This is a genomic window from Halomonas flagellata, from assembly GCF_022487945.1.
In the GTDB taxonomy this organism is placed as follows: domain Bacteria; phylum Pseudomonadota; class Gammaproteobacteria; order Pseudomonadales; family Halomonadaceae; genus Halomonas; species Halomonas flagellata.
This window is the reverse complement of the sequence record NZ_JAKVPY010000008.1, coordinates 175,969-199,163: the sequence shown is the minus strand read 5'-3', so window position 1 is coordinate 199,163 and position 23,195 is coordinate 175,969. Positions and strand designations below refer to the sequence as shown.

Annotated in this window: 19 protein-coding genes, 1 tRNA gene and 3 pseudogenes; 11 read left to right on the top strand and 12 right to left on the bottom strand. The window is 65.5% G+C overall.

From position 1 onward, the window contains the following. Positions 1-77 precede the first annotated feature (77 nt). From MKP05_RS09055 to MKP05_RS09040, 4 genes are all read right to left on the bottom strand, one after another. Positions 78-530, bottom strand: a complete 453-nt coding sequence (locus tag MKP05_RS09055) for a hypothetical protein (RefSeq protein ID WP_240567982.1) — start codon at positions 528-530, stop codon at positions 78-80. Further along, positions 524-1,381 carry a tetratricopeptide repeat protein gene (locus MKP05_RS09050; RefSeq protein WP_240567981.1) on the bottom strand — a complete coding sequence of 286 codons (858 nt, stop codon included), beginning with the start codon at positions 1,379-1,381 and terminating at the stop codon, positions 524-526. The genes MKP05_RS09055 and MKP05_RS09050 overlap by 7 nt, the downstream gene beginning before the upstream one ends. 316 nt (positions 1,382-1,697) lie before the next feature. Beyond that, positions 1,698-4,064, bottom strand: a complete 2,367-nt coding sequence (locus tag MKP05_RS09045) for a hypothetical protein (protein WP_240567980.1) — start codon at positions 4,062-4,064, stop codon at positions 1,698-1,700. Next, positions 4,064-4,849: a protein-L-isoaspartate(D-aspartate) O-methyltransferase gene (locus tag MKP05_RS09040; RefSeq protein WP_240567979.1), complete on the bottom strand. Its 786-nt coding sequence runs from the start codon at positions 4,847-4,849 to the stop codon at positions 4,064-4,066. The genes MKP05_RS09045 and MKP05_RS09040 overlap by 1 nt, the downstream gene beginning before the upstream one ends. A 259-nt stretch (positions 4,850-5,108) precedes the next feature. Between MKP05_RS09040 and MKP05_RS09035 the strand changes: the two are divergent. Further along, positions 5,109-5,420, top strand: a pseudogene (locus MKP05_RS09035) (transposase domain-containing protein); the annotation flags it as partial. 53 nt (positions 5,421-5,473) lie between these two features. Then, on the top strand, positions 5,474-6,244 hold the full coding sequence (hpaI, locus tag MKP05_RS09030; RefSeq protein WP_240567978.1) for a 4-hydroxy-2-oxoheptanedioate aldolase: 771 nt from the start codon (positions 5,474-5,476) through the stop codon (positions 6,242-6,244). 28 nt (positions 6,245-6,272) lie between these two features. Here hpaI and MKP05_RS09025 read toward each other — a convergent pair whose 3' ends face one another. Continuing rightward, positions 6,273-7,436: a fumarylacetoacetate hydrolase family protein gene (locus MKP05_RS09025; RefSeq protein WP_240567977.1), complete on the bottom strand. Its 1,164-nt coding sequence runs from the start codon at positions 7,434-7,436 to the stop codon at positions 6,273-6,275. Positions 7,437-7,614: 178 nt separating this feature from the next. On the opposite strand from MKP05_RS09025, the gene MKP05_RS09020 reads away from it, so the two are divergent. The 7 genes from MKP05_RS09020 (at position 7,615) to nanR (ending at position 14,554) form a co-directional block, all read left to right on the top strand. Then, positions 7,615-8,379 carry an SDR family NAD(P)-dependent oxidoreductase gene (locus MKP05_RS09020; RefSeq protein WP_240567976.1) on the top strand — a complete coding sequence of 255 codons (765 nt, stop codon included), beginning with the start codon at positions 7,615-7,617 and terminating at the stop codon, positions 8,377-8,379. Then, positions 8,376-9,389: a 4-hydroxythreonine-4-phosphate dehydrogenase PdxA gene (gene pdxA, locus MKP05_RS09015; RefSeq protein ID WP_240567975.1), complete on the top strand. Its 1,014-nt coding sequence runs from the start codon at positions 8,376-8,378 to the stop codon at positions 9,387-9,389. Before MKP05_RS09020 ends, pdxA begins: the two co-directional genes overlap by 4 nt. A 279-nt stretch (positions 9,390-9,668) precedes the next feature. Further along, positions 9,669-10,667 carry a sialic acid TRAP transporter substrate-binding protein SiaP gene (locus tag MKP05_RS09010; protein WP_240567974.1) on the top strand — a complete coding sequence of 333 codons (999 nt, stop codon included), beginning with the start codon at positions 9,669-9,671 and terminating at the stop codon, positions 10,665-10,667. A gap of 64 nt (positions 10,668-10,731) precedes the next feature. Next, the gene (locus MKP05_RS09005; RefSeq protein WP_110284337.1) at positions 10,732-11,265 is read left to right on the top strand and encodes a TRAP transporter small permease; all 534 of its coding nucleotides are present in this window, start codon (positions 10,732-10,734) and stop codon (positions 11,263-11,265) included. 25 nt (positions 11,266-11,290) lie between these two features. Beyond that, entirely contained in the window at positions 11,291-12,670 is a 1,380-nt protein-coding gene (locus MKP05_RS09000) for a TRAP transporter large permease (RefSeq protein WP_110284338.1), read from the top strand. Positions 12,671-12,689: 19 nt separating this feature from the next. Then, a complete protein-coding gene (locus MKP05_RS08995) occupies positions 12,690-13,766 on the top strand; it encodes an Ldh family oxidoreductase (RefSeq protein WP_110284339.1) in 1,077 nt (358 codons plus the stop codon). A gap of 65 nt (positions 13,767-13,831) precedes the next feature. Continuing rightward, positions 13,832-14,554 (top strand): transcriptional regulator NanR, encoded by a 723-nt coding sequence (gene nanR, locus MKP05_RS08990; RefSeq protein ID WP_240567973.1) that lies wholly within the window; start codon positions 13,832-13,834, stop codon positions 14,552-14,554. An 84-nt stretch (positions 14,555-14,638) separates the two neighbouring features. Here nanR and MKP05_RS08985 read toward each other — a convergent pair whose 3' ends face one another. The 5 genes and pseudogenes from MKP05_RS08985 to MKP05_RS08965 form a co-directional block, all read right to left on the bottom strand. Beyond that, positions 14,639-16,279: a UxaA family hydrolase gene (locus tag MKP05_RS08985; RefSeq protein WP_240567972.1), complete on the bottom strand. Its 1,641-nt coding sequence runs from the start codon at positions 16,277-16,279 to the stop codon at positions 14,639-14,641. Beyond that, entirely contained in the window at positions 16,257-17,327 is a 1,071-nt protein-coding gene (locus MKP05_RS08980; protein ID WP_240567971.1) for a zinc-binding alcohol dehydrogenase family protein, read from the bottom strand. Before MKP05_RS08980 ends, MKP05_RS08985 begins: the two co-directional genes overlap by 23 nt. A 13-nt stretch (positions 17,328-17,340) precedes the next feature. Further along, positions 17,341-18,192, bottom strand: a complete 852-nt coding sequence (locus MKP05_RS08975) for a fumarylacetoacetate hydrolase family protein (RefSeq protein ID WP_240567970.1) — start codon at positions 18,190-18,192, stop codon at positions 17,341-17,343. A 16-nt stretch (positions 18,193-18,208) separates the two neighbouring features. Beyond that, positions 18,209-18,958 (bottom strand): SDR family oxidoreductase, encoded by a 750-nt coding sequence (locus MKP05_RS08970; protein ID WP_240567969.1) that lies wholly within the window; start codon positions 18,956-18,958, stop codon positions 18,209-18,211. A gap of 225 nt (positions 18,959-19,183) precedes the next feature. Next, positions 19,184-19,377 (bottom strand): annotated as a pseudogene (locus MKP05_RS08965) (haloacid dehalogenase); the annotation flags it as partial. Positions 19,378-19,510: 133 nt separating this feature from the next. Between MKP05_RS08965 and MKP05_RS08960 the strand changes: the two are divergent. Further along, positions 19,511-19,770: pseudogene (locus MKP05_RS08960) on the top strand (IS66 family transposase); the annotation flags it as partial. A 137-nt stretch (positions 19,771-19,907) separates the two neighbouring features. Here MKP05_RS08960 and MKP05_RS08955 read toward each other — a convergent pair. Then, positions 19,908-19,984 (bottom strand) — tRNA-Arg (locus MKP05_RS08955). Between the two features lie 250 nt (positions 19,985-20,234). Here MKP05_RS08955 and MKP05_RS08950 point away from each other — a divergent pair. Next, entirely contained in the window at positions 20,235-21,056 is an 822-nt protein-coding gene (locus tag MKP05_RS08950) for a c-type cytochrome (RefSeq protein ID WP_240567968.1), read from the top strand. 90 nt (positions 21,057-21,146) lie between these two features. On the opposite strand, the gene rep is transcribed toward MKP05_RS08950, so the two are convergent. Then, positions 21,147-23,195, bottom strand: a complete 2,049-nt coding sequence (rep, locus tag MKP05_RS08945) for a DNA helicase Rep (RefSeq protein ID WP_240567967.1) — start codon at positions 23,193-23,195, stop codon at positions 21,147-21,149.

Here is a 23,195-nt window from a genome sequence, read left to right as displayed (position 1 = left end):
TTGAATTACCTGAAAGGGGAGACGCGTTTCAAGGGCGGCATCCGGCGGAAACAGAAGAAAGCGGCGCTGGATGAGACCTATCTGGCAGACATTCTCGCGGTGTAGGTTTTTTCATGCGTTTTCCCTGGTTCCGCGGCAGTGCCGATCAACTTGATCGCCTCCTCCGGCCGGTCCTGAGTACGTGCGATCCAGCCGGCAAGGATGAGCCGGTCCATCTCGATATATGTCGCGAAGGTGGCCTCGTCTTCCGCCGCCGCAGCGTCGCGCAGTGCGATGAGCCTGTCTTCAGCCTCCTGCGCGGCGTCCACCTTGCCACTGTGCAAGGCACCGAGCCCGCGGGCGAGCCATGTCAGCCCCTCGGCCCAGGGCGCATCATCCCAGGGCAGATAGTCCGGCATGCGCAGCGTCAGCGCGGCCGCTTCGCCCCACTGCCGCCGCTCCACGGCATAGCGCGCGGGCATGGAGGCGAGGTGGAAGGCACTGATGAAGGACGGCTGGTAGTCCGTATGGGACAGCACCTCCTCTACCATGGCCTTCGCGCGCTCGTCCTCCCCCTGCTGCAGGAGGGCGTACAGGCCATAGTCCATCGCGTGGAGGTAATGCTGCGATACGGTGTCGCCTCCCAAACGGCGGAGCGCCGGTTCCATTCAATCACCTCCGGCCATTCGCCGAGGCGCACAAAGAGGTGCGTGGGCATGTGCTGCGCGTGCGGCACTTCCGGGGCAATGTCGCTGTAGCTTCTGACGATGTCCAAGGCATGGCCAGCGCGGCCGGTCGCGTCGGTGGCGTGGAGGGTGTAGTGCACGGCGCCCGGATGCGTCGGCTCCTGCTCGTAGACGCCGCGCAATACGCTCTCGGCCTCGTCGAACAGCGCCGCCCGGTTCTCCGTCACGGGGACCAGGGCAAGCCGCGAGAGCGCGTAGAGGGTTGCCACATCGGCGTCCTCAGGCGTGGCGCGATAGGCTCGTTCCATTGCCTCCCCCCACCGACGAATGCGCGTCCACCACTCCGCCGTGTCGGGCTCGCGGAAAAAGGCCTCGGTCGCCGCCACAAGATTGCGTTCGCGCTCGCTCGCCGGGAGATGGGCTTTTACCTCCTGGATCCCCCTCCAGCCGCGGTTCATCACCTCGGCACCCGGCCGGATCGCCCATAGGGGCTGGAACAACGTGGTGGCAACGCCCCAGTGCGCCATCACGCAGCCGGGGTCGTTTTCAACGATTCTCTCGAAACCCGCCTGCGCCAGCTCATAGGTCATGTGATGCAGGTAAGCCAAGGCCTGATCGAATGCCGCTCGGCTGGCCTCGGTGCAGGAGACCCCAAAGTCCACCGTGCCGAGGGCTTCGTCGGCGACCTCGATCGCCTGGTCACCGTCACCGTACATGGTCGCCTCATCCGCCCGGGCGTCCGGGGCGAGCACTGCCGCGCCCGCGAGCAGTAGTGAGGCGGAGAACACTATCGCGAAGTGACTGCGCCACCGCCGAGATGCGATAGATCCAAGCACACATCGCGCCCTTGGAGGCGCGGCACGGAGGGTTCGACTCATGGCACCCCCTTGTGGCCATGATCGGTCGATGGATTCTTAGTATAGCCCCGCGGCGCGGGCGGTGGTCGGCCGCTCCGTTGCCTCATCTGCGGCAACCGTCTCGCCCGCCACCACGTTTTCGAGAAGGTCGCCGGCAAGCATCAAACCCTGGGCATCAAGTGGACCAGCCGCGGTTCGACCGCGCCAACCAGCGCGCGGCGATGGCGAATGCCACCACGTAGCAGGCAGCCCCGGCCACCAGGGCCGCGCTCTGGCCAATATGGATGGAGAGCAGCGGCGCCAGCGACGCCCCCAGCACCGAGGTGAAGCCGTTGATGCCCCACGCCCAGGGAATCCAGCGCTCCTGCCCGGCGAGTTGGCGCAACGCCCAGGGGAAGGGGCGGCCCATGGCCCAGGCCAGGGGCAGCAACAAGGCGACCAGCAGCGCCACGCGCCCCGCCAATGGCGGGGTACTCAGGGCATGCACGGCCAAAAACGGCACCAGGACCAGCGCCAGACCCACGGCCACGGCGAGATAGATCCGCCCCAGACTGGCGCGGCTGGCGTCTGCCGGCGTCATGGCGCTGCCGATACCGGAGCCGATCAGGAAGGTGGCGAAGACCAGCGCCGCGGCCAGCACCGGCTCCCCCAGGTACAGAATCAGGCGCTGGAAGACCACCAGCTCCACGACGATGTAGCCCAGGCCGAGCGCGGTGAAATACCCAGCGACCGAGAGCCGACTGAAGGGGCGCTGGATCGCCGGTAACCGCCCCAGCGGTACCAGGACCAGCAGGAACGCCAACACGGCGACGACCACGGTGGTCACCACCGACAGGATCAGGGTCCAGTCGAGATAGCTCCAGCCGCGTCCGCCCAGTTCGCGGACCAGCCGCGGCGTCTCGCCCCAGGACAGGGAGCGCCATGGGTAAGGGCGGTCGAGCTCGGCCGGCGCGGCATGGAACAGGCGTGCCGCCGGCGGCAACGGTCGTTGCTCGAACAAGGCGCGGGCGATGTCGTGGAAAACGGGGGAGTCCAAGCGGTGATAACGATTGGCCTGCTCGCGGGCCAGGCCGGGCAACCAGGCGACGTCGAATCGCCACCGCTCGGCGAAGTCCCGCAGGGTGGCGATGTCCGCCTCGGCCAGTGGCCGCGGCGAGGCCAGGATCAGCAACGCCTGCATGCCACGCAGCACGGCCACGTGTTCGCCCGGCGCCGCCGCGCCCTGCCGATGCAGGGCACGCTCCAGCGTGGCCATCACGCGGGGGTAATAGCGGGGCGGGTCGTCAAGCGGCAGCGGAATGGCGAGCAGGCCGTCGGCCTCCAGCCGCGCCAGGGCGAGCGCCAGGCCGGCCACCGTGAGGACATAGTCCTCGGCGGCGGCATCGCCCTCCTCCCAGGCCGCGTCGAAGGCGATGATCGAATAGGGGCCGTCGGGGGCGGTGACCAGATGCCGCCAGGCGCCATCCTCGACCAGGGTGATACCGGCCTCGCTTGCGCCACGCGCCCGGGCGATCTCGAGCAGACGACCGTCGGCTTCCACCCAGGTGACCGCCCGGCCGCCGGCGGCGACCGGGGTCTGCCAAGCGCCGCTGCCCAGCACCAGTAGCCGCCCGTCGGGGCGCAATTGCCGGGGCAGCCCCGCCAGCGAAGCGCGCCTGTGCTCAGCTTCGACCGGCCACCGGCGCACCAGGGGCACCACCCGATCGCTGCCGACCACCGCCACGTCCACCGACGGCACGCTCTCGGTCCAGCCCAGGCTCAGGCCCGGTGCGTAGCGCAGGCTATCGGCCCGCAGCAGGGTAAGCCGGCCCGGCAGACCGGGGCGGACCGCCAGGGTTTCCACCCCGGGCAGCTCGCCTATCCGCGACAAGGCCTTGAAATCCGAGACGGCGGGTTCCGGCGGACGAACGGCGGCCATCAAGGCCAGCGCCAGGCCCAGGACACACGCCGCCCCCGCCCCCCGCTGCCCGCGAACCCACCCGATCACGCTCCCGAGGGCGAACAGCAGCACGGCGACCACCGCCAGCGCCATGGCCACCGGCACGGTCGCCAGCAGTAGCGCCGCCCCCAGGCTGCCAATGCCGCTGCCGAGCAGATTGGCGGCATACAGGGCTCGGGTACGCTCGGGCCAGCGCAGGAACACCTGGCCGATCGCCAGGCCGGCCCCATAGAAGGGCACGAACGCCGCGAGGTCCACCAGCAGCAGACGCACCAGCTCGCCCAGGTCCCAACCGGCGAACACCGGGCGCAACGTGACCCGGGACTGCACCACCAGCAGCAGCAGGAAACCGGCGCCGGTCACCCCCAGCCCGGTGAGAAACCAGCCATCGCCGCGGCTGAAGGGGTAGCGCCCGGCCAGGGCCAGGGTGGTGCCCGCCGTCCCCAGGCCCAGCAACGCCAGGGCAATGGCCAACCCGGCGAAGTGGTACCAGTGGCTGAACTCGAAAAGCCGCAGCAGCAGGACCTCAAGGGCCAGCAACGCCGCGGAGACGCCGGCCACGGCCACCAGGTCGAGTCGCCCCGGTGTCTCCCGCGCCACCATCAGTGGCCACCGGTCAGCGGCACGAAACGCACCGACGCCAGGTTGCGGGTGCTCACCTCACCGTCGGCATGCTTCTCCACCAGCAGCAGGTTCTGGATCCAGCCGGCACGTCCTACCGGGATCACCATGCGCCCGCCGGGACGCAGCTGGGCCACCAACGGCGGAGGGGTGTGGGATGCCGCGGCCGTGACGACGATGGCATCGAACGGCGCGCGTGCCGCGTAGCCGTGGTAACCGTCGCCGTGCAGCACGGTGATATTGCGATAGCCCATCCGCTGGAGACGTTCGGCGGCGCTATCGGCCAACTCACGGATGATCTCGATCGTGACCACCTCACCGACGATCTCGGCGAGGATCGCCGCCTGGTAGCCGGAGCCCGTACCGACCTCCAGCACGCGATCATCGGCGCCCAGTTCCAGTACCTCGGTCATGTAGGCGACGGTGTAGGGCTGGGAGATCGTCTGGCCGTGGCCGATCGGCTGGGGCTTATCCCCATAGGCGCTTCGCGCCGACACCATCGGCGCGAAGCGGTGCCGGGGCAGGCGTCGCATGGCCGCGAGCACGGCCTCGTCGGCCACCCCTCGGCCCTCGATCTGGTCGCGTACCATCGCCGTCCTGAGCTCGACGAACTCATCGTCGTCGAAAGCCGGACGTGGCGGGGCCTGCTCCGGAGGGGAAGCCTGCAGGAGCACCGTGACCTCCTGCGCGGCAGCCGGCACACAGGCAACCAGGGCCGCCAGCAGCGCGGCGCGAATCCAGCCGGCTTGCGAAGATGCCTGGACCATCGCCGGCTCCCCTTTCGGCCCCTGGAATCCCAAGGATAGGCCACGATCGACGACGACAGCTACGGCAGGTCCCGCTCGACCGAGCGCTCGAGGATCCCCCGCCTCCCCGAGACCTTCCCGATCAAGTGGCTTTGATAGGCGTGACGCAGCGCTTGCGCCCCCCCCCAGTGACCAGACAACGCCAACGGTCAATCGTAAGCCGGTGAATCCATCTACCGCAGTTATGCCCAGTTCGGGATTATGCGCAGCTGCGCATAAGCGCCGTTACTGGCTATTCTGCTGGAGCGAGATCGGTGCCGAGCATGTCGGTATCCTGCAGAGCCTGCTGACCACCTGCCGGCTGCAGGGGGTGGCCCCCTACACCTACCTGGTCGACGTGCTGCAGCGCATCGCCAGCCCTCCGGCGTCGTGTGCTGAAGAGTTGACGCCGCGCCGCTGGAAAGCGCTGTTCGCCGATAACCCGCTCCGGTCAGACATCGAAGGGGAAGTCCAGACGCTCTGGAATGACCGCACACAGAAGGCCAGCCAGGTCCACGAACTCCTGCCTCAGAACTGGCGGCACAACGCCTGATCACTGACAATCGGTGATGGCCGAGCGCTTACTTTTGAAAAGGAATCTTACCCATGCAAATGCCCACGAACGACTTCAAGCAACGGCTGCTGGCCGGTGAGGTCATGACCGGGATCTGGCTGGGGCTGGCGAGTCCCTATGTCGCAGAGTTGGCTGCTACCGCCGGCTTTGACTGGCTGCTACTGGATGGCGAGCATGCCCCTAATGACTTGCAGAGTCTCTTGGGCCAATTACAGGCTGTCGCTCCATACGATAGTCAGCCGGTGGTTCGACCGCCTTATGGTGACCCGGTGCTGATCAAGCAGTATTTGGACATCGGTGTGCAGAATCTTCTCATCCCTATGGTGGAGAGTGCCGAACAAGCTGCCGCCCTGGTTGCTGCAACGCGTTACCCGCCCGAGGGGATTCGGGGTATGGGCAGCATGCTGGCACGTGCGTCGCGATGGGGGCAGATAGAGAATTATTTGGAGAAAGCGGATAACGAAGTATGCCTGATCCTGCAGGTGGAGAGCCCCAGTGCCCTCGCAGAGATCGAAGCGATCGCGGCTGTGGAGGGGGTCGATGGCATCTTCATCGGTCCTGCGGACCTGTCGGCTGCCATGGGCTACCGGTGCCAGCCTGGGCACCCGGAGGTGGTGCACGCCATCGAATCGGCTATTGTCCGGATCCGAGCGGCCGGCAAAGCGGCAGGTATCATCACCCTGGATGAGCAAGCGGCACGCGGCTACCTGGACGCGGGCTGCACCTTCGTCGGCGTGGGTGTGGATGCTCTGCTACTGACTGATGCTATGCGCAAGCTGGCCGCACGGTTTCGTCCCTCCTGACCATGGCAGGTGTTGTCCGTCGAGACGCTCAGCGGCCGGCCAGGTCTCGCATCAGCTCGCGTATGCCGTAGGTCCAGGGCGGGAGCTGATCACTTCTGCCGACGTTGTTGACCAGCGCTCCAAGGGTTGGTGTCGAGATTGTGACGATGTCACCGAGGTGGTGCGTAAAGCCTTGTCCTTCGCCACTGCGATCCTTGATGGGGGAGAACATGGTGCCGAGATAGAGCATGAAACCGTCGGGATACTGGTGGTGGGTGCCCACGGTCTGCTTCACCAGGTCCAGGGGGTCACGGCTGATTTCGGCCATGTCGCTCTCGCCCTCCAGTCGGAAGCCATCGTCTTGCCCCTCGATGCGCAACGAGACCTGCGCCCGGCGTACGTCATCGATACCGAAGCCGTCGTCGAACAGCCGGATGAAGGGGCCAATGGAGCTTGATGCATTGTTGTCCTTGGCCTTGCCGAGCAGAAGTGCGCTTCGCCCCTCGATGTCGCGCAGGTTGACGTCATTGCCGAGCGTCGCGCCTTTGACGTTGCCATGGCTGTCAACAGCCAGGACGATCTCCGGTTCGGGGTTGTTCCACCGCGATGCCGGGTGAAGACCCACGCTGGCCCCGAAGCCCACGGAAGAGAGCGGCTGTGCCTTTGTGAATACCTCGGCGTCTGGACCAATTCCCACTTCCATGTACTGTGACCAGCCGCCACGGCTCTGAAGCTCTCGCTTGAGCGCCATCGCCTCTTCAGAACCCGGCACGATGCGAGACAGGTTGCTACCGATAAGCGCCTGAAGTTCGGCGCGCAGCTCGTTGGCCCTTGTCGCGTCGCCGCCGGCCTGTTCCTCGATGACCCGCTCCAGCAGACTCACCGCGAAAGTGACGCCACATGCCTTCACCGCTTGGACATCGCAGGGTGCCAGCAGAAAGGGCGGACGCTGGGGCGTGGATAATGAGTTTTCCAACAGGCTTTCTACGGACCCCAGCGATGCGCCCTCAGTATTCCGCAGGGTGCTCTCCACATCGGCATGATCCAGCAGATCGGCCATCGTGGGACCAAGGTGAGTGACATCAAGGGCCTCACCGTCACGGATCACGAAGAGTACCGGCCCGGGGCGTGGTGACTCGCACCAGGCGCGGCCTACCAGCAAGGCGCGATCAAGGTCCTTTGGCAGATAATTATGGGAATTGGAAAAGGTCATGGAGCCTCCTGGGTCAGGTCGCTGGCATCTGGCCAGCGCTCAACTATCATGTTATTGGTGTAGTGATGTATGACAGGTATGCCAATGGCTTCACTCTAGTCCATGGCGTGGCCCCAGGTCGATAGCCTGATGCCAAGAGAGGAGCCCCCACCTCAACCGACAAGAACGGGAGACGGCAATGCTGGAGGAATGGAAAGGTAAGCGAGTACTGGTGACCGGCGCGAGCCGAGGTATCGGGGCTGCCGTGGCCAGACGGCTCGGTGCCCTTGGGGCTCATGTGGCGGTGCATTACCACGCCAGTGCCGAGGGCGCTGAAGCCGTGGCCGAGGCGATCCGCGAAACGCACGGCGAAGCCTTTACGGTGAAGGGTGATATCAGTCGTTCAGCCGAAGCGACTCGCTTGGTCGACGAGGCCGCCGAGCGGCTTGGCGGGCTGGACCTGCTGATCAACAACGCCGGCGATATGCTTGGCCGGGTAACGCTGGAGGAAATGGACGATACACAGTATGACCGCGTGATGGATCTCAACGCCCGGTCGGTGGTGATGGCCAGCCGAGCCGCGTTGCCCTATTTCCGTCGTGCCGGTCGCGGCAACATCATTCATACCACCTCCATCGCCGCGCGCAATGGTGGGGGCCTGGGGGCCGGGCTCTATGCTTCGGCCAAGGGCTTCGTCAGCACCTTGACGCGCAACATGGCCAAGGAGCTCGCCGGGGAGAGTATCCGGGTAAACGGCGTGGCTCCCGGAACCATCGCCACCGACTTCCATGAACGCCACTCCAACGACAACCACATTGCCGCGGCTCGAGCCTCGATCCCCATGGGGCGACTGGGCAGTGCTGAGGAGTGTGTTGGCGCCTATGTATTTCTGGGCACCGAGAGCATGAGCGGTTATGTCACCGGCCAGGTAATCGAAGTCAATGGCGGGCAGTTGATGCCATGAATCGTTCATCGCACACCTACGGCATCGCCATCACCATGGGAGATCCGGCCGGTATCGGGCCGGAGATCATCTGTCGTGCCCTGGCGGCCATGTCTCATGACGATCGGGCCAGCACCATGGTCGTCGGTCACCCGGCGATCTACCGTCGCGCTGCGTCTACCATCGGCGCCGAGCTCACCTTCGTTCCACTCGACCAGAAAACCCAGGACGACGACAGCGTGGCAGTCGCCGTGGTCGAGGCGCCGGAGGGTGTCGAGATCCCCGATGGCCGTATCAGTGCCGGTGGTGGAGACATGGCCTTTCGTTGCGTCCGGACAGCCGTGGAGCTGGTGCAAGCCGGACGTGCGCGGGTGATCGTCACCGCGCCGCTCAACAAGGCCGCGCTGCATGAGGCTGGCCATCATTATGATGGCCACACTGGCATGCTGGCGTCGCTGACCGGCGCCCCCTCATCGTTCATGCTGCTGGCCTCCGAGACGCTGTCGACCCTGCATGTTTCCACACACGTGTCGCTGCGCGGCGCCATCGAGAGGGTCACCGCGTCGCGCATCATCGAGACAGTGGAAGCCGGTCAAGCGCACCTGGCCGCCATGGGGGCAGCCCGGCCGCGCATCGCCGTGGCAGGGCTCAACCCCCACTGCGGCGAAGGCGGTATCTTCGGCGATGAGGACGACCGCATCATTGCCCCGGCAGTCAGGGCCCTGCGAGATCGAGGCTATGACGTCCAGGGGCCCATCTCTGCCGATACCGTCTTCTATCGGGCTCACCGCGGCGAGTTCGACCTGGTGGTGGCCCAGTATCACGATCAGGGTCACATCCCGGTCAAGCTGATTGCTTTCGACACCACGGTGAATGTCAGCCTTGGCCTACCTGTTCAGCGCACGTCGGTAGATCATGGTACCGCCTTCGACATCGCCTGGCAGGGCAGGGCGGATGCCACCAACATGGGCGCCGCCATCGCCTATGCGCGCCGCCTGGCGGCAGGCAAAGATGAGGCGTCAGTGTCATGAGTCAGCGCATGACCGGCTGCCGCGTGATGACCAAGGCAGGTGGCTTCGGAGCGCCGGACCTTCTACAACACCTGCACCGCACCTTCCACTAAAGGCGAATACCGATAGGTCTGCTTCCTGGTTGCGCGGGGCTGCGGGAAGGGCTAGCTTGAAGTCGGTGGTATGATACGTATACAGACATACGCTCAGGTAAGCGCACGAGTGCCATCGAACCGATCATGGATGCGCCACCGTTCCAGCCACAAGCAGAACAAACTCAAAGGTTGTGAGGAGTACAAGATGAGCGATAAGCCCCAACGCCAGTTCACGCTGTCCCGGGTGATGACTGCCCTCCTAATCGCCGGCGGCATCAGCCTGGCCGGTGCCGCCCAGGCCGAGGAGCTGAACTTCGCCCACGTCTACGAGACATCGGAGCCCTACCACGAATGGGCCCTGTGGGCGGCAGAGCAGATCGAGGAGCGCACTGACGGTCGCTACTCCATTACCGTGCACCCGGCCTCATCGCTGGGCAAGGAAGCGGATATCAACGAGGGCTTGCAGCTGGGGACCGTAGACCTGATCTACACTGGCAACCAGTTCGCCGGTCGCTTCTATGGTCCGATCGGCATCGCGGGAGCGCCCTACATGTTCCGCGACTTCGACCACTGGCAGGCCTATGCCGACAGCGACCTCTTCAAAGAAATCGCCCAAGGCTACCAGGATGCCACCGGCAACGTGCCCCTGGCCATGAACTATTATGGTCGGCGCCACGCCACCTCCAACAAGCCGATCAATACCCCCGCGGACATGCAGGATCTGAAGATCCGCACGCCCAACGCGCCGATGTACATGATGTTCCCCGAGGCGGTCGGCGCGAACCCCACCCCCATCGCCTTCGCCGAGGTCTATCTGGCGCTGCAGCAGGGTGTGGTTGATGCTCAGGAAAATCCGCTTCCCACCATCAAGGCCAAGGCCTTCCACGAGGTTCAGGACTACATCAACCTGACCGGCCATATTACAGATTCGCTGATCACCATTGCCGGTGGGCCGCTGTGGAACCGCCTCTCCGAGGAGGATCGAGATATCTTCCGCGAGGTCTACGCAGAGGCCGGCGAGCGCATTACCCAGGATATCCTGCAGTCCGAGGAGGATCTGGTTGCCTGGTTCGAGGAGCAGGGCACCACGGTGAATGAGGTCGACATCACGCCCTTCCGCGAGGCCACGATCCCTGCCCACAACAGCGACGCGGCCACCTGGGATCAAGAGACCTACGACCGCCTCCAGGCCATCGGCCTGTAACCCTCCCCTTCCATCTCGGACGTCGCATCACCCCGGTGTCGGGGGTGATGCGCGGGAGTCTGACATGAACCAATCGGACCGAGACGAGGCGCCCGCCTTCGACTTTCTCGAGGAGGATTCCTTTGATAAACGGGATCATGGCCTCGAGGACTACCTGACCCTGGGGATCTTCTGGCTACTGGCACTGGACGTCTTTCTTCAGTTCTTCACCCGCTACGTGCTGGGTAACTCCATCGCCTGGACCGAAGAGATGGCCCGTTACCTGCTGGTGATGGTGGGTTTCATGGGCGGCACCATGGCGGTGCGCAAAGGGTCCCATATCGCCGTTGAGTTCTTCTATCGCTACATGCCGTCCTGGATGGCACGTATGGCCTCGACGCTGGTGGACCTGGTCAACATCGCCTTCTTTTCCGCCATGGTGTGGATCACCTTCAAACTGGCCGGTCGCACCTCGGCATTGATGACGTCCGTGGATATACCCAAGAGCTACCTCTACTACATCGTGATGCTGGGGTTCGTGCTGATGCTGGCGCGCGCCGTCCAGGTGGCCATCCGCCATTGGCGCAGCGGAACCAGCGAGCTGCTGGATTCACAGTGATAACGTCGACCGAGAGAGCCTGTCCATGTCCAATACCCTGATCCTGAGGCGGCACGGTGCCCTGGTGCCGCCGTTGGTCGCTGCACTCGCCATCCTCGGCTGCATCGTCCTGGCAGTCACCGAGCAATATCTGCTGTTCCTCTTCGCCGCTCTTTTCACCATGCTGGTGCTCGGCGTGCCCATCGCCGTCAGCCTCGCGGGTTCCTGCCTGATCTATGTGTTGTTGACCGGGCGCGTGCCCGACGTGGTGGTCGTGCACCGCATGATTAACGGCATCGACAGCTTCCCTTTACTAGCGATTCCCTTCTTCATCCTTGCCGGCAACCTGATGAATAACGGCGGTATCACCACGCGTATCTTCGACTTCGCCAAGGCGTTGATGGGGTGGATGCGCGGTGGCCTGGGCCACGTCAATGTCGGTGCCAGCATCGTCTTCTCGGGAATGTCCGGTGCTGCCGTGGCCGATGCCGGTGGCCTGGGTACCATCGAGATCAAGGCGATGCGAGATGCGGGCTACGACCAGGAATTTGCAGTGGGCATCACCGCGGCGTCCTCCACTATCGGCCCCATTATCCCGCCCAGCCTGCCCATGGTGATTTATGGCGTCATGGCTTCAGTCTCGGTGGGCCAGCTGTTCGTGGCCGGCTTGATCCCTGGACTGCTGATGGGGCTCGTGTTGATGCTGATGATATTCTTCCTGGCAAGGCGTCGCGGTTATCAGCGCGATGCGGCGTTCTCGGTGCCGGTGCTGTGGGAGACGTTCAAGCGTGCCTTCTTCTCCCTGCTCACTCCGGTGATCATCGTCGGCGGCATCATGACCGGCGCCTTTACTCCCACGGAAGCCGCCATAGCCGCAGTCGTCTACGCGCTCTTTCTCGGTGGTGTGGTCTATCGCAGTCTGACCTGGAAGCGCCTGCTCAAGGTCAGCATGGAGACCATTGAAACCACCGCCGTCATTCTGTTGATCGTGGCCGGCGCCTCGATCTTCGCCTGGATCCTGACCAGCAACCAGGTCACCCAGCACGTCATCGAGTTGCTCGGTCCCTTCGCTGACAACCCCGTCGCCACCCTGATCATCATCAACCTCGTGCTGATCATCGTCGGCTGCTTCATGGAGACCATCGCCGCTATCACCATTCTGGTGCCAGTACTGCTGCCACTGGCGGTGGCATCCGGGGTCGACCCGGTCCATTTCGGGGTGATCATGGTCCTCAACCTGATGATCGGACTGCTGACGCCGCCCGTGGGCATGGTGCTCTACGTGCTTTCGCGGGTGTCGAACATCTCCTTCGAGAAGTGCATGCGCGGGACCCTGCCGTTCCTGGTGCCGCTGGTGCTCGCCCTGCTGCTGGTGACCTTTGTCCCGGCGATCTCCATGTGGTTGCCGACCTTGATATACCGCTGATCATGAGGAAGACCGATCGATGAGTGACGCCTCCCAGGCATTTCGTGTGCCCCGAGATGAACTCGAGCGCTTCATGCTGGCGGTGCTGGCGCGCGCAGGAGCCGATGCCCTTTCGGCCGAGGCAGTGACCCGGGCACTGGTGACCGCTTCGCGCATGGGCACTGACAGCCACGGCTTGCGCCTGCTGCCCCACTATATCCATGCGCTCAAGGGCGGGCGCATCTCAGGAGCACCTGAGATGCACTTCGAGCGTCGCCTGCCCGCCACCGGCTACCTGGATGCCGGTGACGGTTTCGGACACCTGGCGGGCTACACCGCCATGGAGCATGCTGCGGCCATGGCCGACGAGGTGGGCGTGGGGGCTGTGGCGGTGGGGCGCTCCTCGCACTTCGGGGCGGCAGGTTGTTATGCCCTGGCCGCGGCCGAGCGCGGCCTTCTCGGCCTGGCGGTATGCAACTCCGACCCCTTCGTACTATTGCACCAGGGGAGCCGGCCCTTCCATGGCACCAATCCCATCGCCTTCGCCGCCCCGGTGGAGGGAGAGAACCCCTTTCTGCTCGATATGGCCACCAGCTCGATCCCTTGGAATCGGGTGCAGCAGTACGGAGCCATCGGTCGTGAGTTGCCGGACCAGGTGGCCGCCGATTCGGCGGGCGGGGTAACCCGTATCCCGGCGGAAGTGGCGGCGCTGCTGCCGTTAGGAGGTAGCGACTTCGGCTTCAAGGGGGCGGGGCTGGGTGGCATGGTGGAAGTGCTCAGCTCCACTCTCTCAGGCATGCTGCACGGTTTCCGCCTGCTGCCTATGGGCGGCCCCGACATGACAACACCGCGTGGGGTCGGCCACTTCTTCCTGGCGCTCCGGCCCGATGCCTTCGCACCGGGCGACCCCTTCCCCGAGGGCATGCGCCGCTATCTTGAGGACCTCCGAGCCCAACCGGGCCGGGGCAGCGCTCGGGTCATGGCGCCCGGGGACCGGGAGTGGGGCTGCCGGGCACGCCGCGACGCTGAGGGTATTCCGCTGGACAGCGCCAACCAACGCGCTTATGCCGAACTGGCCGAGACCCTGAATGTTCCGGCATTGCAGCCTGTTGTCTGAGCGGGGGGAGGGGCAAATGCAGTAACATGGCAGTCAAGCAGCGGGTCAACCAGGAGAACCAGCCCATGTCCCGATACCGGATCGAGCGCAAGACGCTCTCCGAACAGGTCGCCGAGCAGCTCGAGGCGGACATCCTCGAGGGACGGCTTGGCGAGAACGATCAACTGCCCTCCGAGCGAGAGTTGATGGAGCAGTTCGGCGTCGGCCGTCCGGCGGTGCGCGAGGCGTTGTTTTACTTGCAGCAGCTGGGCCTGATCGCCATTAACAGTGGTACCCGGGCACGAGTGATCCGGCCCACCGCCGAGGCGGTGATGGCGCGGCTCTCCGGGGTAACCCGCCAGCTGCTCTCCAAGCCCGACGGCCAGCAGTACTTTCAGGAGGCCCGGGCCTTGTTCGAGATATCCTTGGCCCGCTATGCGGCGCGCTACGCCGGGGAGGAGGACTTGGCTCGCCTGCGCGGCGCCCTGCAGGAGAATCATGACGCCGTAGGCGACGAGGCGCGCTTCAAGCGTTCCGATAACGACTTCCACGGTGTGCTGGCGAGCATCGCTCGCAACCCTATCTTCGATGCCATCCATGTGGCGCTCTCCGAGTGGCTTGACGATCGTCGCGCCCAGGTGCTTCAGCAGAAGGATGAGGACGAGGCGGCGCTGGCGGCCCACACCGAGATCGTCGAGGCCATCGAGTCCCGTGATCCTGATGCTGCCGAGGCGGCCATGCGGCGCCATCTGGACCGTCACTATGGCACCTACATGCGGCTCAAGAAGCGTCTCACTGCTGAGGAGTGAGTCCCCTATCTGCCACTAGCCGGAAGCTATCGCGAAGAAGGGCCCGCTGCATGAGCAGCGGGCCCTTTAGGCTGTGGGGTGTCGCTACAAGGAAACCCCTCGTTTCCAGGGAATGAAGTCGTGCTGCGCCAGCTTCAGCGCACGGGGCTGGTAGCGCCCCGAGGCGGCGTCGATGCACAGTCTCAGCAGCTGCTCTGCCAGCGCGTCGATGCTGGTCTCTCCGCGGATGATGGGGCCGGCGTCGAAGTCGATGACATCGCTCATGCGCTCGGCCAGCTCGCTGTTGCTGGAGATCTTGATGACCGGGGTGACCGGGTTGCCGGTGGGAGTGCCCAGCCCGGTGGTGAAGAGGATCAGGTTGGCACCGGAACCCGCAAGTGCCGTCGTGGACTCCACGTCATTACCTGGTGAGCAGAGCAGATTGAGGCCAGCCTTGGTGCGGGGTTCGGTGTAGTCAAGCACGTCCACCACTGGGCTGTCGCCACCCTTCTTGGCGGCGCCGGCGGATTTCATGGCATCGGTGATCAGTCCGTCTCGGATGTTCCCGGGGGATGGATTCATCGAGAAGTCGGCGCCTACCCGTGCGGCGTGCTGCTGGTAGGCCTCCATCAGGTTCTGGAAGCGGCTCGCCACGGTGTCGTCGGTACAGCGGGCGATCAGCTCGTGTTCCACGCCACACAGTTCAGGGAACTCGCTAAGAATGCCGCTGCCACCCAGCGCTACCAGGCGATCGACGACCGCGCCTACCAAGGGGTTGGCGGAGAGCCCGGAGAAGCCGTCGGAGCCGCCGCACTCCACGCCCAGGGTCAGCGCCGAGAGCGGCGCCGGGGCTCGCGTGACGTTGTTGGCCTCGGCCAGGCCGTCGAAGATGGTGGTCAGCGCCTCGCGGATCAGCGCCTCCTCGCTCTGGCTGGCCTGCTGCTCCAGGTAGTGCACCGGGCGCAGGCCGTCGGGATCGCGTTCGGCCACGGCGTCGCGCAGCATGCCGATTTGGGCCTTCTGACAGCCCAGGCTCAGGACCGTGGCGCCGGCCACGTTAGGGTGGCAGATGTAGCCTGCCAGCAGCTGGCACAGCGCTTCGGCATCGTCATCGGTACCGCCGCAGCCCAGGGTATGGGTGAGGAATCGCACCCCGTCGACGTTGGGGAAGAGCCGTTCACCGGGCGGCTCGGCCGGTGCGGCGCCGGCTGAACCGTGAAGCAGTTCGCGGGCCATGTGCTTGTAGTCGCGATAGGGGTCCTCGCCCAGAGCATCAGCCACGCACTGTCGCAGCACCTCGATGTTGCGGTTCTCGCAAAATACCAAGGGGACCACCAGCCAGGCATTGGCGGTGCCAACCTGACCATCGGGGCGGTGGAAGCCTTCGAAGGTGGCGTCGCGAAAGGCCGTGACATCAGGAGCCTGCCACTCACCGCGCCGCGCCTGGGGCTGGGTGGTGGCGGTGCCGTGCTCGGTGTTTTCGGTGGTGATGGCCGCGCCTTCAGGGATCGGTCGAGTAGCGCGACCCACAGTGACGCCGTACATGATCACTGCCTCGCCCGTGTCGAGCGGCCGGACGGTGAACTTGTGCTTGTGGCGGATCGCCTCATCCAGGCGCAGGGTGCGGCCATCATCGTCGATCTCGGTGCCGGCGGGCAGGTCCTTGAGGGCGACGCGCACGTTATCGGCGGCGTGCACGCGCAGGCTGGCCAGCTGGCCGCTGTCACTGGCGATGGTCTGGGGCATTGTCGGCCTCCGCTGAAACATATCCTGGGGAATCGAGCTCTATCATGGCCTTGATCACGCCGCTGTCCGGGGCGCACCAGGCGGGCATGTATTCGGGCAGGTCATCGAGCTCGGTGCGGTGGGTGATCATGGCGCTGGCCGGGAGGCGGCCCGCTTCCATCAGCCGGCATACCTCGTCGAAGTCCTCTCGGGTGGCGTTGCGGCTGGAGAGCAGGCTCATCTCCTTGCGGTGTAAGTCCGGATCGTGGAAGGTGATGTCCGCCTTGACGATGCTGACCAGCACGTAGCGGCCGGCGTGGCCGACCAGGTCGAAGCCCTGCTGCATGGCGGCGGGGTTGCCGGTGGCGTCGAAGACGGCGTCGGCCAGCTCGCCGTCGCTGATGGCTTCCAGTGCCGCGATGACGTCCTCCTCGACGGGATTCAAAGTGTCCGTGATACCGAGCCGATCGCGGCAGAAGGCCAGGCGCTCGGGGTTGGTGTCGACCACCACCACTCTGGCTCTTCGCTCGCGGGCAAGCTGCGCTACGCCCATGCCGATGGGGCCGGCGCCGGCCACCACGGCGAGTTCACCCTCGGTGAGCCCGCTGCGGCGCACCGCGTGGGCGCCGATGGCCTGGCACTCGACCAGGGCCAGCTGGTCCAGAGGCAGGGTCTCGGAGGTCACGAGCTGCTCTACGGGCACCGCCAGGCTATCGCACATGCCCCCGTCGCGATGCACACCGATCACCTGCATGTGCCGGCAACAGTTGGTACGGCCCTGGCGACAGGCCCGGCAGTCTCCGCAGTGCAGGTAAGGAATCACGTAAGCGTTTCGGCCTATCAGCGCCGGGTCGACCTGGTCGCCCACCGCGACGATCTCGCCGGCCAGTTCGTGGCCGAGTACCCGCGGATACTGGAAGTAGGGCTGGTTGCCACCGAAGGCGTGGATATCGGTGCCGCACACCCCGACCCGGCGGATGCGCAGCAGGGCCTCGCCGGCCCCGCATGACGGGGCGGCGCGCTCCTCGAGGATTAGCCGGCCGGGTTCCTGGCAGACGACAGTTCGCATGACGGCCTCCGGATCAGCGGCTGGGTTCAGCGACGACGGCCTGATACTGCTCGCCGAGCCCCTCGATGCCCAGGCGCATGTGCTGGCCGGGTTTCAGGTAGGTCGGCGGCTGCTGGCCCATGCCCACTCCCGGCGGTGTGCCGGTCGAGATGACATCACCCGGCTGCAGGCTCATGAAGCGACTCAGATAACTGATCAGGAAGGGGATCTGGTAGACCATGGTGCGGGTATTGCCATCCTGGTAGCGCTGGCCGTCTACTTCCAGCCAGAGATCGAGGGCGTGGGGGTCTGTAATCTCGTCCGGGGTCACCAGCCAGGGGCCCAGGGGGCCGAAGGTGTCGCACCCCTTGCCCTTGTCCCAGCTGCCGCTGCGCTCGAGCTGGAACTCGCGCTCGGAAACGTCATTGACCACGCAGTAGCCGGCAACGTGGTCCATGGCCTCGGCCTCGCTCACGTAGCGGGCCTCCTTGCCGATCACCACGCCGAGCTCCACTTCCCAGTCGGTCTTGGTGGAGTCACGGGGGATGGTGACATCGTCGTTGGGACCGCAGATGGCGCTCGTCCATTTGTTGAAGACCACCGGCTCCGGCGGCACCTCGGCGCCGGTCTCGGCGGCGTGATCAGAGTAATTGAGGCCGATGCAGATGAACTTGCCGACGCGTCCCACGCAGGGACCGAGTTGGGTGCCGGCCGGGACTTCAGGCAGGCGCGAGGGGTCGAGCTCGGCCAGTCGGGCCAGGGTCTCGCGGTCCAGATGCCGGCCGTCGAGGTCGGGCAGATGGGCCGACAGGTCGCGGATCACGCCGCCGGCGTCGAGCAGGCCGGGTTTCTCGTGGCCCCGGGGGCCAAAGCGCAGCAGTTTCATGGGGTCTCCTTGCAATTCAGATCAGCCAGCCGCCGTCGATGACTTGGGCGGTGCCGGTGGTGTAGGCGGACACGTCCGCGGCGAGATAGGTGGCCAGGGCGGCGATCTCTTCCGGGGTGCCCAGCCGCCCCAGCGGCTGGCGGGCGAGGAAGTCAGCCTGTACCTCGGCCTCCGGTCGTCCTTGCTGGTGGGCCTGGTCGCGGATGCGCTGGCGCAGCGAGGGGGAATCCACGGTGCCGGGGCAGATGGCGTTGCAACGGATGCCCCGGTTGATGAAGTCGGCGGCGATCGACTTGGTCAATCCGATCACCGCAGCTTTGGTAGTGCCGTAAGCGCAGCGGTCAGGAACGCCTTTGAGGCTCGAAGCTACCGAGGCCATGTTGATGATGCTGCCACCGCCATGGTCGATCATGGCTGGAAGCAGTGCTCGGGTCAGGCGTGCCATCGCGGTGACGTTGAGGGCCAGTGATAGCTCCCAGTCGGCATCCGAGCCTGTGAGTAGGGTGCCACCGGCCACGTAGCCGGCGCAGTTGAAGAGCACATCCAGGGGTGGCAACTCAGCTGCTAGAGCTTCAATGGACGCAGCGTCGAGCACATCAAGGCGACGTGTCTCGATGCCAGGAGTCGCCTCCAGCTCGCGTAGCTTCCCGGTGTCGATGTCGGTGGCGATGACCCGTGCGCCCTCCGCGGCGAAGTGCAGAGCAGTGGCGCGGCCGATGCCCTGGCCAGCGGCGGTGATCAGGGCCGTCTTGTCCTTCAATCGCATGGTGCGGGCTTCCTGAGATTGTGTCGGTTGTTGGGGAAGGGCCAAGGTGCGTTACTGGTATGACAGGATGCTAGCCTGATAGTAGGTCAGAGTATGGCCTAGTCGCCCAGTAGTTGCCAACATGCGCCAGGGCCTCCGCTCTCCTTCCTGGCTGAAGCTGCAGAAAAAAGGCGGCCCGAAGGCCGCCGAAGGGTTCCAACCGCTTGCAAATTCCAGGGATTACTCCCGCTTGCCGAGGGTGTCGACGATGGTGCGGAAGCGTACGCCACGAAACTCCTCCAGATATGCCGGGCGGAGAAGGGCAGGTCGAAGGCCGGCAGAATGTCACCCATCACCTCGGCGAGCAGGATCTCGCTGTCGACCAGGGTGCCGTCGGAGTCGAAGAGCAGGCAGAGCGGTTCCCCTGTTTTCTCTGGCATAGCACCCACATCCGCCCGCCACTCCATCCGGTGACATGACCATCAGCGACATCAACGTCGACGCGGCCCTGAACGGGTCCGGCAGCAGCTCAAGGAATACCGCACGGTCTCACCGTCCTTGCGCGCGGCCATCGACGTGCTGCGTTTTCTCGAGGATTCCGCCGCGCCCTTCACCAACAACCAGGGGTAGCGCGACCTGCGGATGACCAAGGTCCAACAGAAGATCTCGGGCTGTTTTCGATCCTGGGAGGGCGCCGAGATCTTTTGCCGGATGCGCAGCTTCCTCTCGACCGCGGTCAAGCAGGGCCTGGCGGCGCACCGGCATTGGAGCAACTGTTTGCCGGCGAGGTGCCTGCCTTCATGCGACAGGACGACCTGGATCAGGCGGCGTGAGCTGAATAGTTACAATGCATATACACTGCGTTCCAGTCAGCGCGCGGTTACACCATTGGAGCTGGTCACAACGTGGCCACAGGATGATCACAGACATAGAAAAGGGCCTACGACAGTGTCGTAGGCCCTTGAATTCGTGGCGCGCCCGGCAGGACTTGAACCTGCGACCCTCGGCTTCGGAGGCCGATACTCTATCCAGCTGAGCTACGGGCGCTTGTTGCTCGAGACGCGGCGTCATCGAGCGGTCCACATCCTACCCGGCTCCCCCACTCCTGTCCAGCCAGAGCCCCGCGGTATCCAGGGCCATGCTGCCAAAGACGTTGGCCGCGGCATTTTCCAGCCGAATGCGTTGCCGGTATACTGTCGCTCATTGTGCGCGTCAGGGCGTCCCTCGGCTGTCGTGTTGCCGTTAGCGACGTCGCCACGGGCAGATTCGATTACAGGACCGTCAAGAGGTGGAGAGAGTGAAATCCAGCAAGCTGATCATCGGGGCCCTGGCCGCCCTGGGCCTGACCGCAGGCATGGCCTCCGCCCAGGCCGAGGAAGACCGTGACGCCATCGCCGAGCGGCTCAAGCCGGTGGGCCAGCTGTGCCTGCAGGGCGAGGATTGCGGTACGGCATCCGCGGCCGGCAGCGATGGCGGCGGAGACAACGGCTCATCGAATGGTGCCGACGGCGAATCCATCTACGGCAGCGTCTGTGCCGCCTGTCACGACTCCGGCGCCGCCGGCGCCCCGGTGCGTGGCGACGAGGCCGCCTGGAGCGACCGGACCGGCCAGGGCTTCGAGACCCTGCTGGATCACGCCATCAACGGCATCGGCGCCATGCCGGCCAAGGGTGGCAACCCCAACCTCTCCGACGAGGAAGTCCAGGCCGCTCTCGCCCATCTGGTCGAGCCGGTGATGGAGGTCCCCGACCTGGGTGGCGATGAAGCAGCGGCCGAGGAAGAGGCACCGGTCGCCGCCGAAGAAGAGATCGCCGCCGCGGAAGAGGATGCCTCAGCCGATGACGCCGCCACCGAAGAGGACGCCGCTGCCGACAGCGGCCTCGACGGCGAGGCGCTCTATGCCAGCGCCCCCTGCGCCGCCTGTCACGCCAGTGGTGCCGCCGGCGCGCCGGTGGTGGGCGATGCCGAGGCCTGGGCACCGCGTCTCGACAAGGGCATCGAGGCCCTGTACGAGAGCGCCATCAACGGTATCGGCGCCATGCCGCCCAAGGGCGGCGCCACCCTCCCCGATGAGGAGGTCAAGGCCATCGTCGATTACATGGTGAGCCAGGCCCAGTAAGGCCGGCCAGCATAGCGATGCGACGAGCGGGGGCGCCAAGCGGCGCCCCCGCTCGTTTTGGCACAGGGCGGGCTTGGCCCGTAGCCGGAATCATCCCAACAGCGAGCGAATCCCTGCCAGCGCATCCTGGCCCCGGGCCTGCTTCTTTTCCGGGTCCTCCTTGTCGGCGCGCCCTTCCCAGTCGAGGTCACCCTCCGGCAGTTCGTCGAGGAAACGGCTCGGCACGCAGTCCATCAGCTCGCCATAGGCCTTGCGCTGGCGCGCCAGCGTCAGGGTCAGGGTGCGCCGCGCCCGGGTGATGCCCACATAGGCCAGGCGCCGCTCCTCCTCCACGGTGCCGGCCTCCACGGCGTTGCGGTGAGGCAGCAGATCCTCCTCGAGCCCCATCAGGTAGACATGGGGAAACTCCAGCCCCTTGGAGGCGTGCATGGTGAGCAGCTGCACCCGGTCGGAGTCGTCCTCCTCGGCCTGCTGCTCGAGGATGTCGCGTAGCACCAGCCGCGAGATGGCCGCCTCGACGCCGTCGGTCTCGGTCTCCGTGCTGGCCGTGTCCTCGGGGTCACGGTTCATGGACTTCTCCAGCTGGTCGATCAGGATCCAGACATTGGCCATGCGCCGCTCGGCGATGGTCGGGGCGCTGGCGTTCTGGTAGAGCCAGGCCTCGTAGTCCATCTCGCGCAGCATGTCGCGGATGGCGGCGATGGCATCGCCCTGGTCCATGCGCCGGCGCACCCCGTCGATGAAGTGGGTGAAGCGCCCCAGCCGCTCGACGGCACGGATCGGCAACTGCTGCTCCAGGCCCAGCTCGTGGCAGGCGGCGAACAGCGAGATCCCGCGATCGGTGGCGTAGTTGGCCAGCTTCTCCAGGGTGCCGGGGCCGACCTCGCGGCGCGGCACGTTGACGATGCGCAAAAAGGCGTTGTCGTCGGCCGGGTTGATCAGCAGCCGCAGGTAGGCCATGGCGTCCTTGATCTCGTTGCGCGAGAAGAAGGAGGTGCCGCCGGAGAGCTTGTAGGGGATCTGGTAGTGCTGCAGCTTGAGCTCGAGCAGCCGGGCCTGGAAGTTGCCGCGGTAGAGCACCGCGAAGTCGCGCCACTCGGCCCGCTCCTTGATGCGCCGGGTGAGGATCTCGCTGGCCACCCGCTCCGCCTCGGCCTCCTCATGGCGGTTGACCACCACGCGGATCGCCGCCCCCTCGCCCATCTCCGACCACAGGGTCTTCTCGTAGACGTGGGGGTTGTTACTGATCAGGGTGTTGGCGGCGCGCAGGATGGTGCCGGTGGAGCGGTAGTTCTGCTCCAGCTTGATGACATTGAGCCGCGGGAAGTCCTCGCCCAGGGTAACGAGGTTCTCGGGCCGGGCGCCGCGCCAGGCATAGATCGACTGGTCGTCGTCGCCGACCACGGTGAAAGTCTTCCGCTCGCCCATCAGCAGCTGGACCAACTGGTACTGGCTGACGTTGGTGTCCTGGTACTCGTCCACCAGCATGTAGTGGATCTTGCGCCGCCAGCGGGCGAGCGCCTCCGGGTCGTCGCGCAGCAATACCACCGGCAGCAGGATCAGGTCGTCGAAGTCGACGGCATTGTAGGCCTTGAGGTGGCGACCATAGGCCTCGAAGACCCGGGCCGCGTACTGTTCGTCGTCGTCCGCGGCATGGGAGAGCGCCTGGCCGGGCAGGATCAGGTCGTTCTTCCACTGGGAGATCTGGTGCTGGACCCGATTGATCTGGTCGGCGTCGACCTGGGCATCCTTGTTCATCAGGTCGCGCAGCAGCGCCTTGGCATCCTCCGGGTCGAACAGCGAGAAGCCGGGCTTGTAGCCCAGCGCCTTGAGCTCGGCGCGAATGATGTTGAGGCCCAGGGTATGGAAGGTCGAGACGGTCAGGCCATGCCCCTCGCGCCCCTTGAGCATCTGCCCCACGCGCTCCTTCATCTCGCGGGCGGCCTTGTTGGTGAAGGTCACGGCGGCGATGCGACGCGCGCTCATGCCGCACTCCTGCACCAGGTAGGCGATCTTGGTGGTGATCACGCTGGTCTTGCCGGAGCCGGCCCCGGCCAGCACCAGGCAGGGGCCATCGATGTAGCGCACCGCCTCCTGCTGGCGGGGGTTCAACTTGGCCAGGCGCTGCTTGATCGACAT

Excerpts from the sequence above, each read along its gene's own strand:
- MKP05_RS09055 (WP_240567982.1), bottom strand. The coding sequence starts at position 530 with ATGGTAGAGGAGGTGCTGTCCCATACGGACTACCAGCCGTCCTTCATC.
- MKP05_RS09050 (WP_240567981.1), bottom strand. The coding sequence starts at position 1,381 with ATGTACGGTGACGGTGACCAGGCGATCGAGGTCGCCGACGAAGCCCTC.
- MKP05_RS09045 (WP_240567980.1), bottom strand. The coding sequence starts at position 4,064 with ATGGTGGCGCGGGAGACACCGGGGCGACTCGACCTGGTGGCCGTGGCC.
- MKP05_RS09040 (WP_240567979.1), bottom strand. The coding sequence starts at position 4,849 with ATGGTCCAGGCATCTTCGCAAGCCGGCTGGATTCGCGCCGCGCTGCTG.
- hpaI (WP_240567978.1), top strand. The coding sequence starts at position 5,474 with ATGCAAATGCCCACGAACGACTTCAAGCAACGGCTGCTGGCCGGTGAG.
- MKP05_RS09025 (WP_240567977.1), bottom strand. The coding sequence starts at position 7,436 with ATGACCTTTTCCAATTCCCATAATTATCTGCCAAAGGACCTTGATCGC.
- MKP05_RS09020 (WP_240567976.1), top strand. The coding sequence starts at position 7,615 with ATGCTGGAGGAATGGAAAGGTAAGCGAGTACTGGTGACCGGCGCGAGC.
- pdxA (WP_240567975.1), top strand. The coding sequence starts at position 8,376 with ATGAATCGTTCATCGCACACCTACGGCATCGCCATCACCATGGGAGAT.
- MKP05_RS09010 (WP_240567974.1), top strand. The coding sequence starts at position 9,669 with ATGAGCGATAAGCCCCAACGCCAGTTCACGCTGTCCCGGGTGATGACT.
- MKP05_RS09005 (WP_110284337.1), top strand. The coding sequence starts at position 10,732 with ATGAACCAATCGGACCGAGACGAGGCGCCCGCCTTCGACTTTCTCGAG.
- MKP05_RS09000 (WP_110284338.1), top strand. The coding sequence starts at position 11,291 with ATGTCCAATACCCTGATCCTGAGGCGGCACGGTGCCCTGGTGCCGCCG.
- MKP05_RS08995 (WP_110284339.1), top strand. The coding sequence starts at position 12,690 with ATGAGTGACGCCTCCCAGGCATTTCGTGTGCCCCGAGATGAACTCGAG.
- nanR (WP_240567973.1), top strand. The coding sequence starts at position 13,832 with ATGTCCCGATACCGGATCGAGCGCAAGACGCTCTCCGAACAGGTCGCC.
- MKP05_RS08985 (WP_240567972.1), bottom strand. The coding sequence starts at position 16,279 with ATGCCCCAGACCATCGCCAGTGACAGCGGCCAGCTGGCCAGCCTGCGC.
- MKP05_RS08980 (WP_240567971.1), bottom strand. The coding sequence starts at position 17,327 with ATGCGAACTGTCGTCTGCCAGGAACCCGGCCGGCTAATCCTCGAGGAG.
- MKP05_RS08975 (WP_240567970.1), bottom strand. The coding sequence starts at position 18,192 with ATGAAACTGCTGCGCTTTGGCCCCCGGGGCCACGAGAAACCCGGCCTG.
- MKP05_RS08970 (WP_240567969.1), bottom strand. The coding sequence starts at position 18,958 with ATGCGATTGAAGGACAAGACGGCCCTGATCACCGCCGCTGGCCAGGGC.
- rep (WP_240567967.1), bottom strand. The coding sequence starts at position 23,195 with ATGTCGATCAAGCAGCGCCTGGCCAAGTTGAACCCCCGCCAGCAGGAG.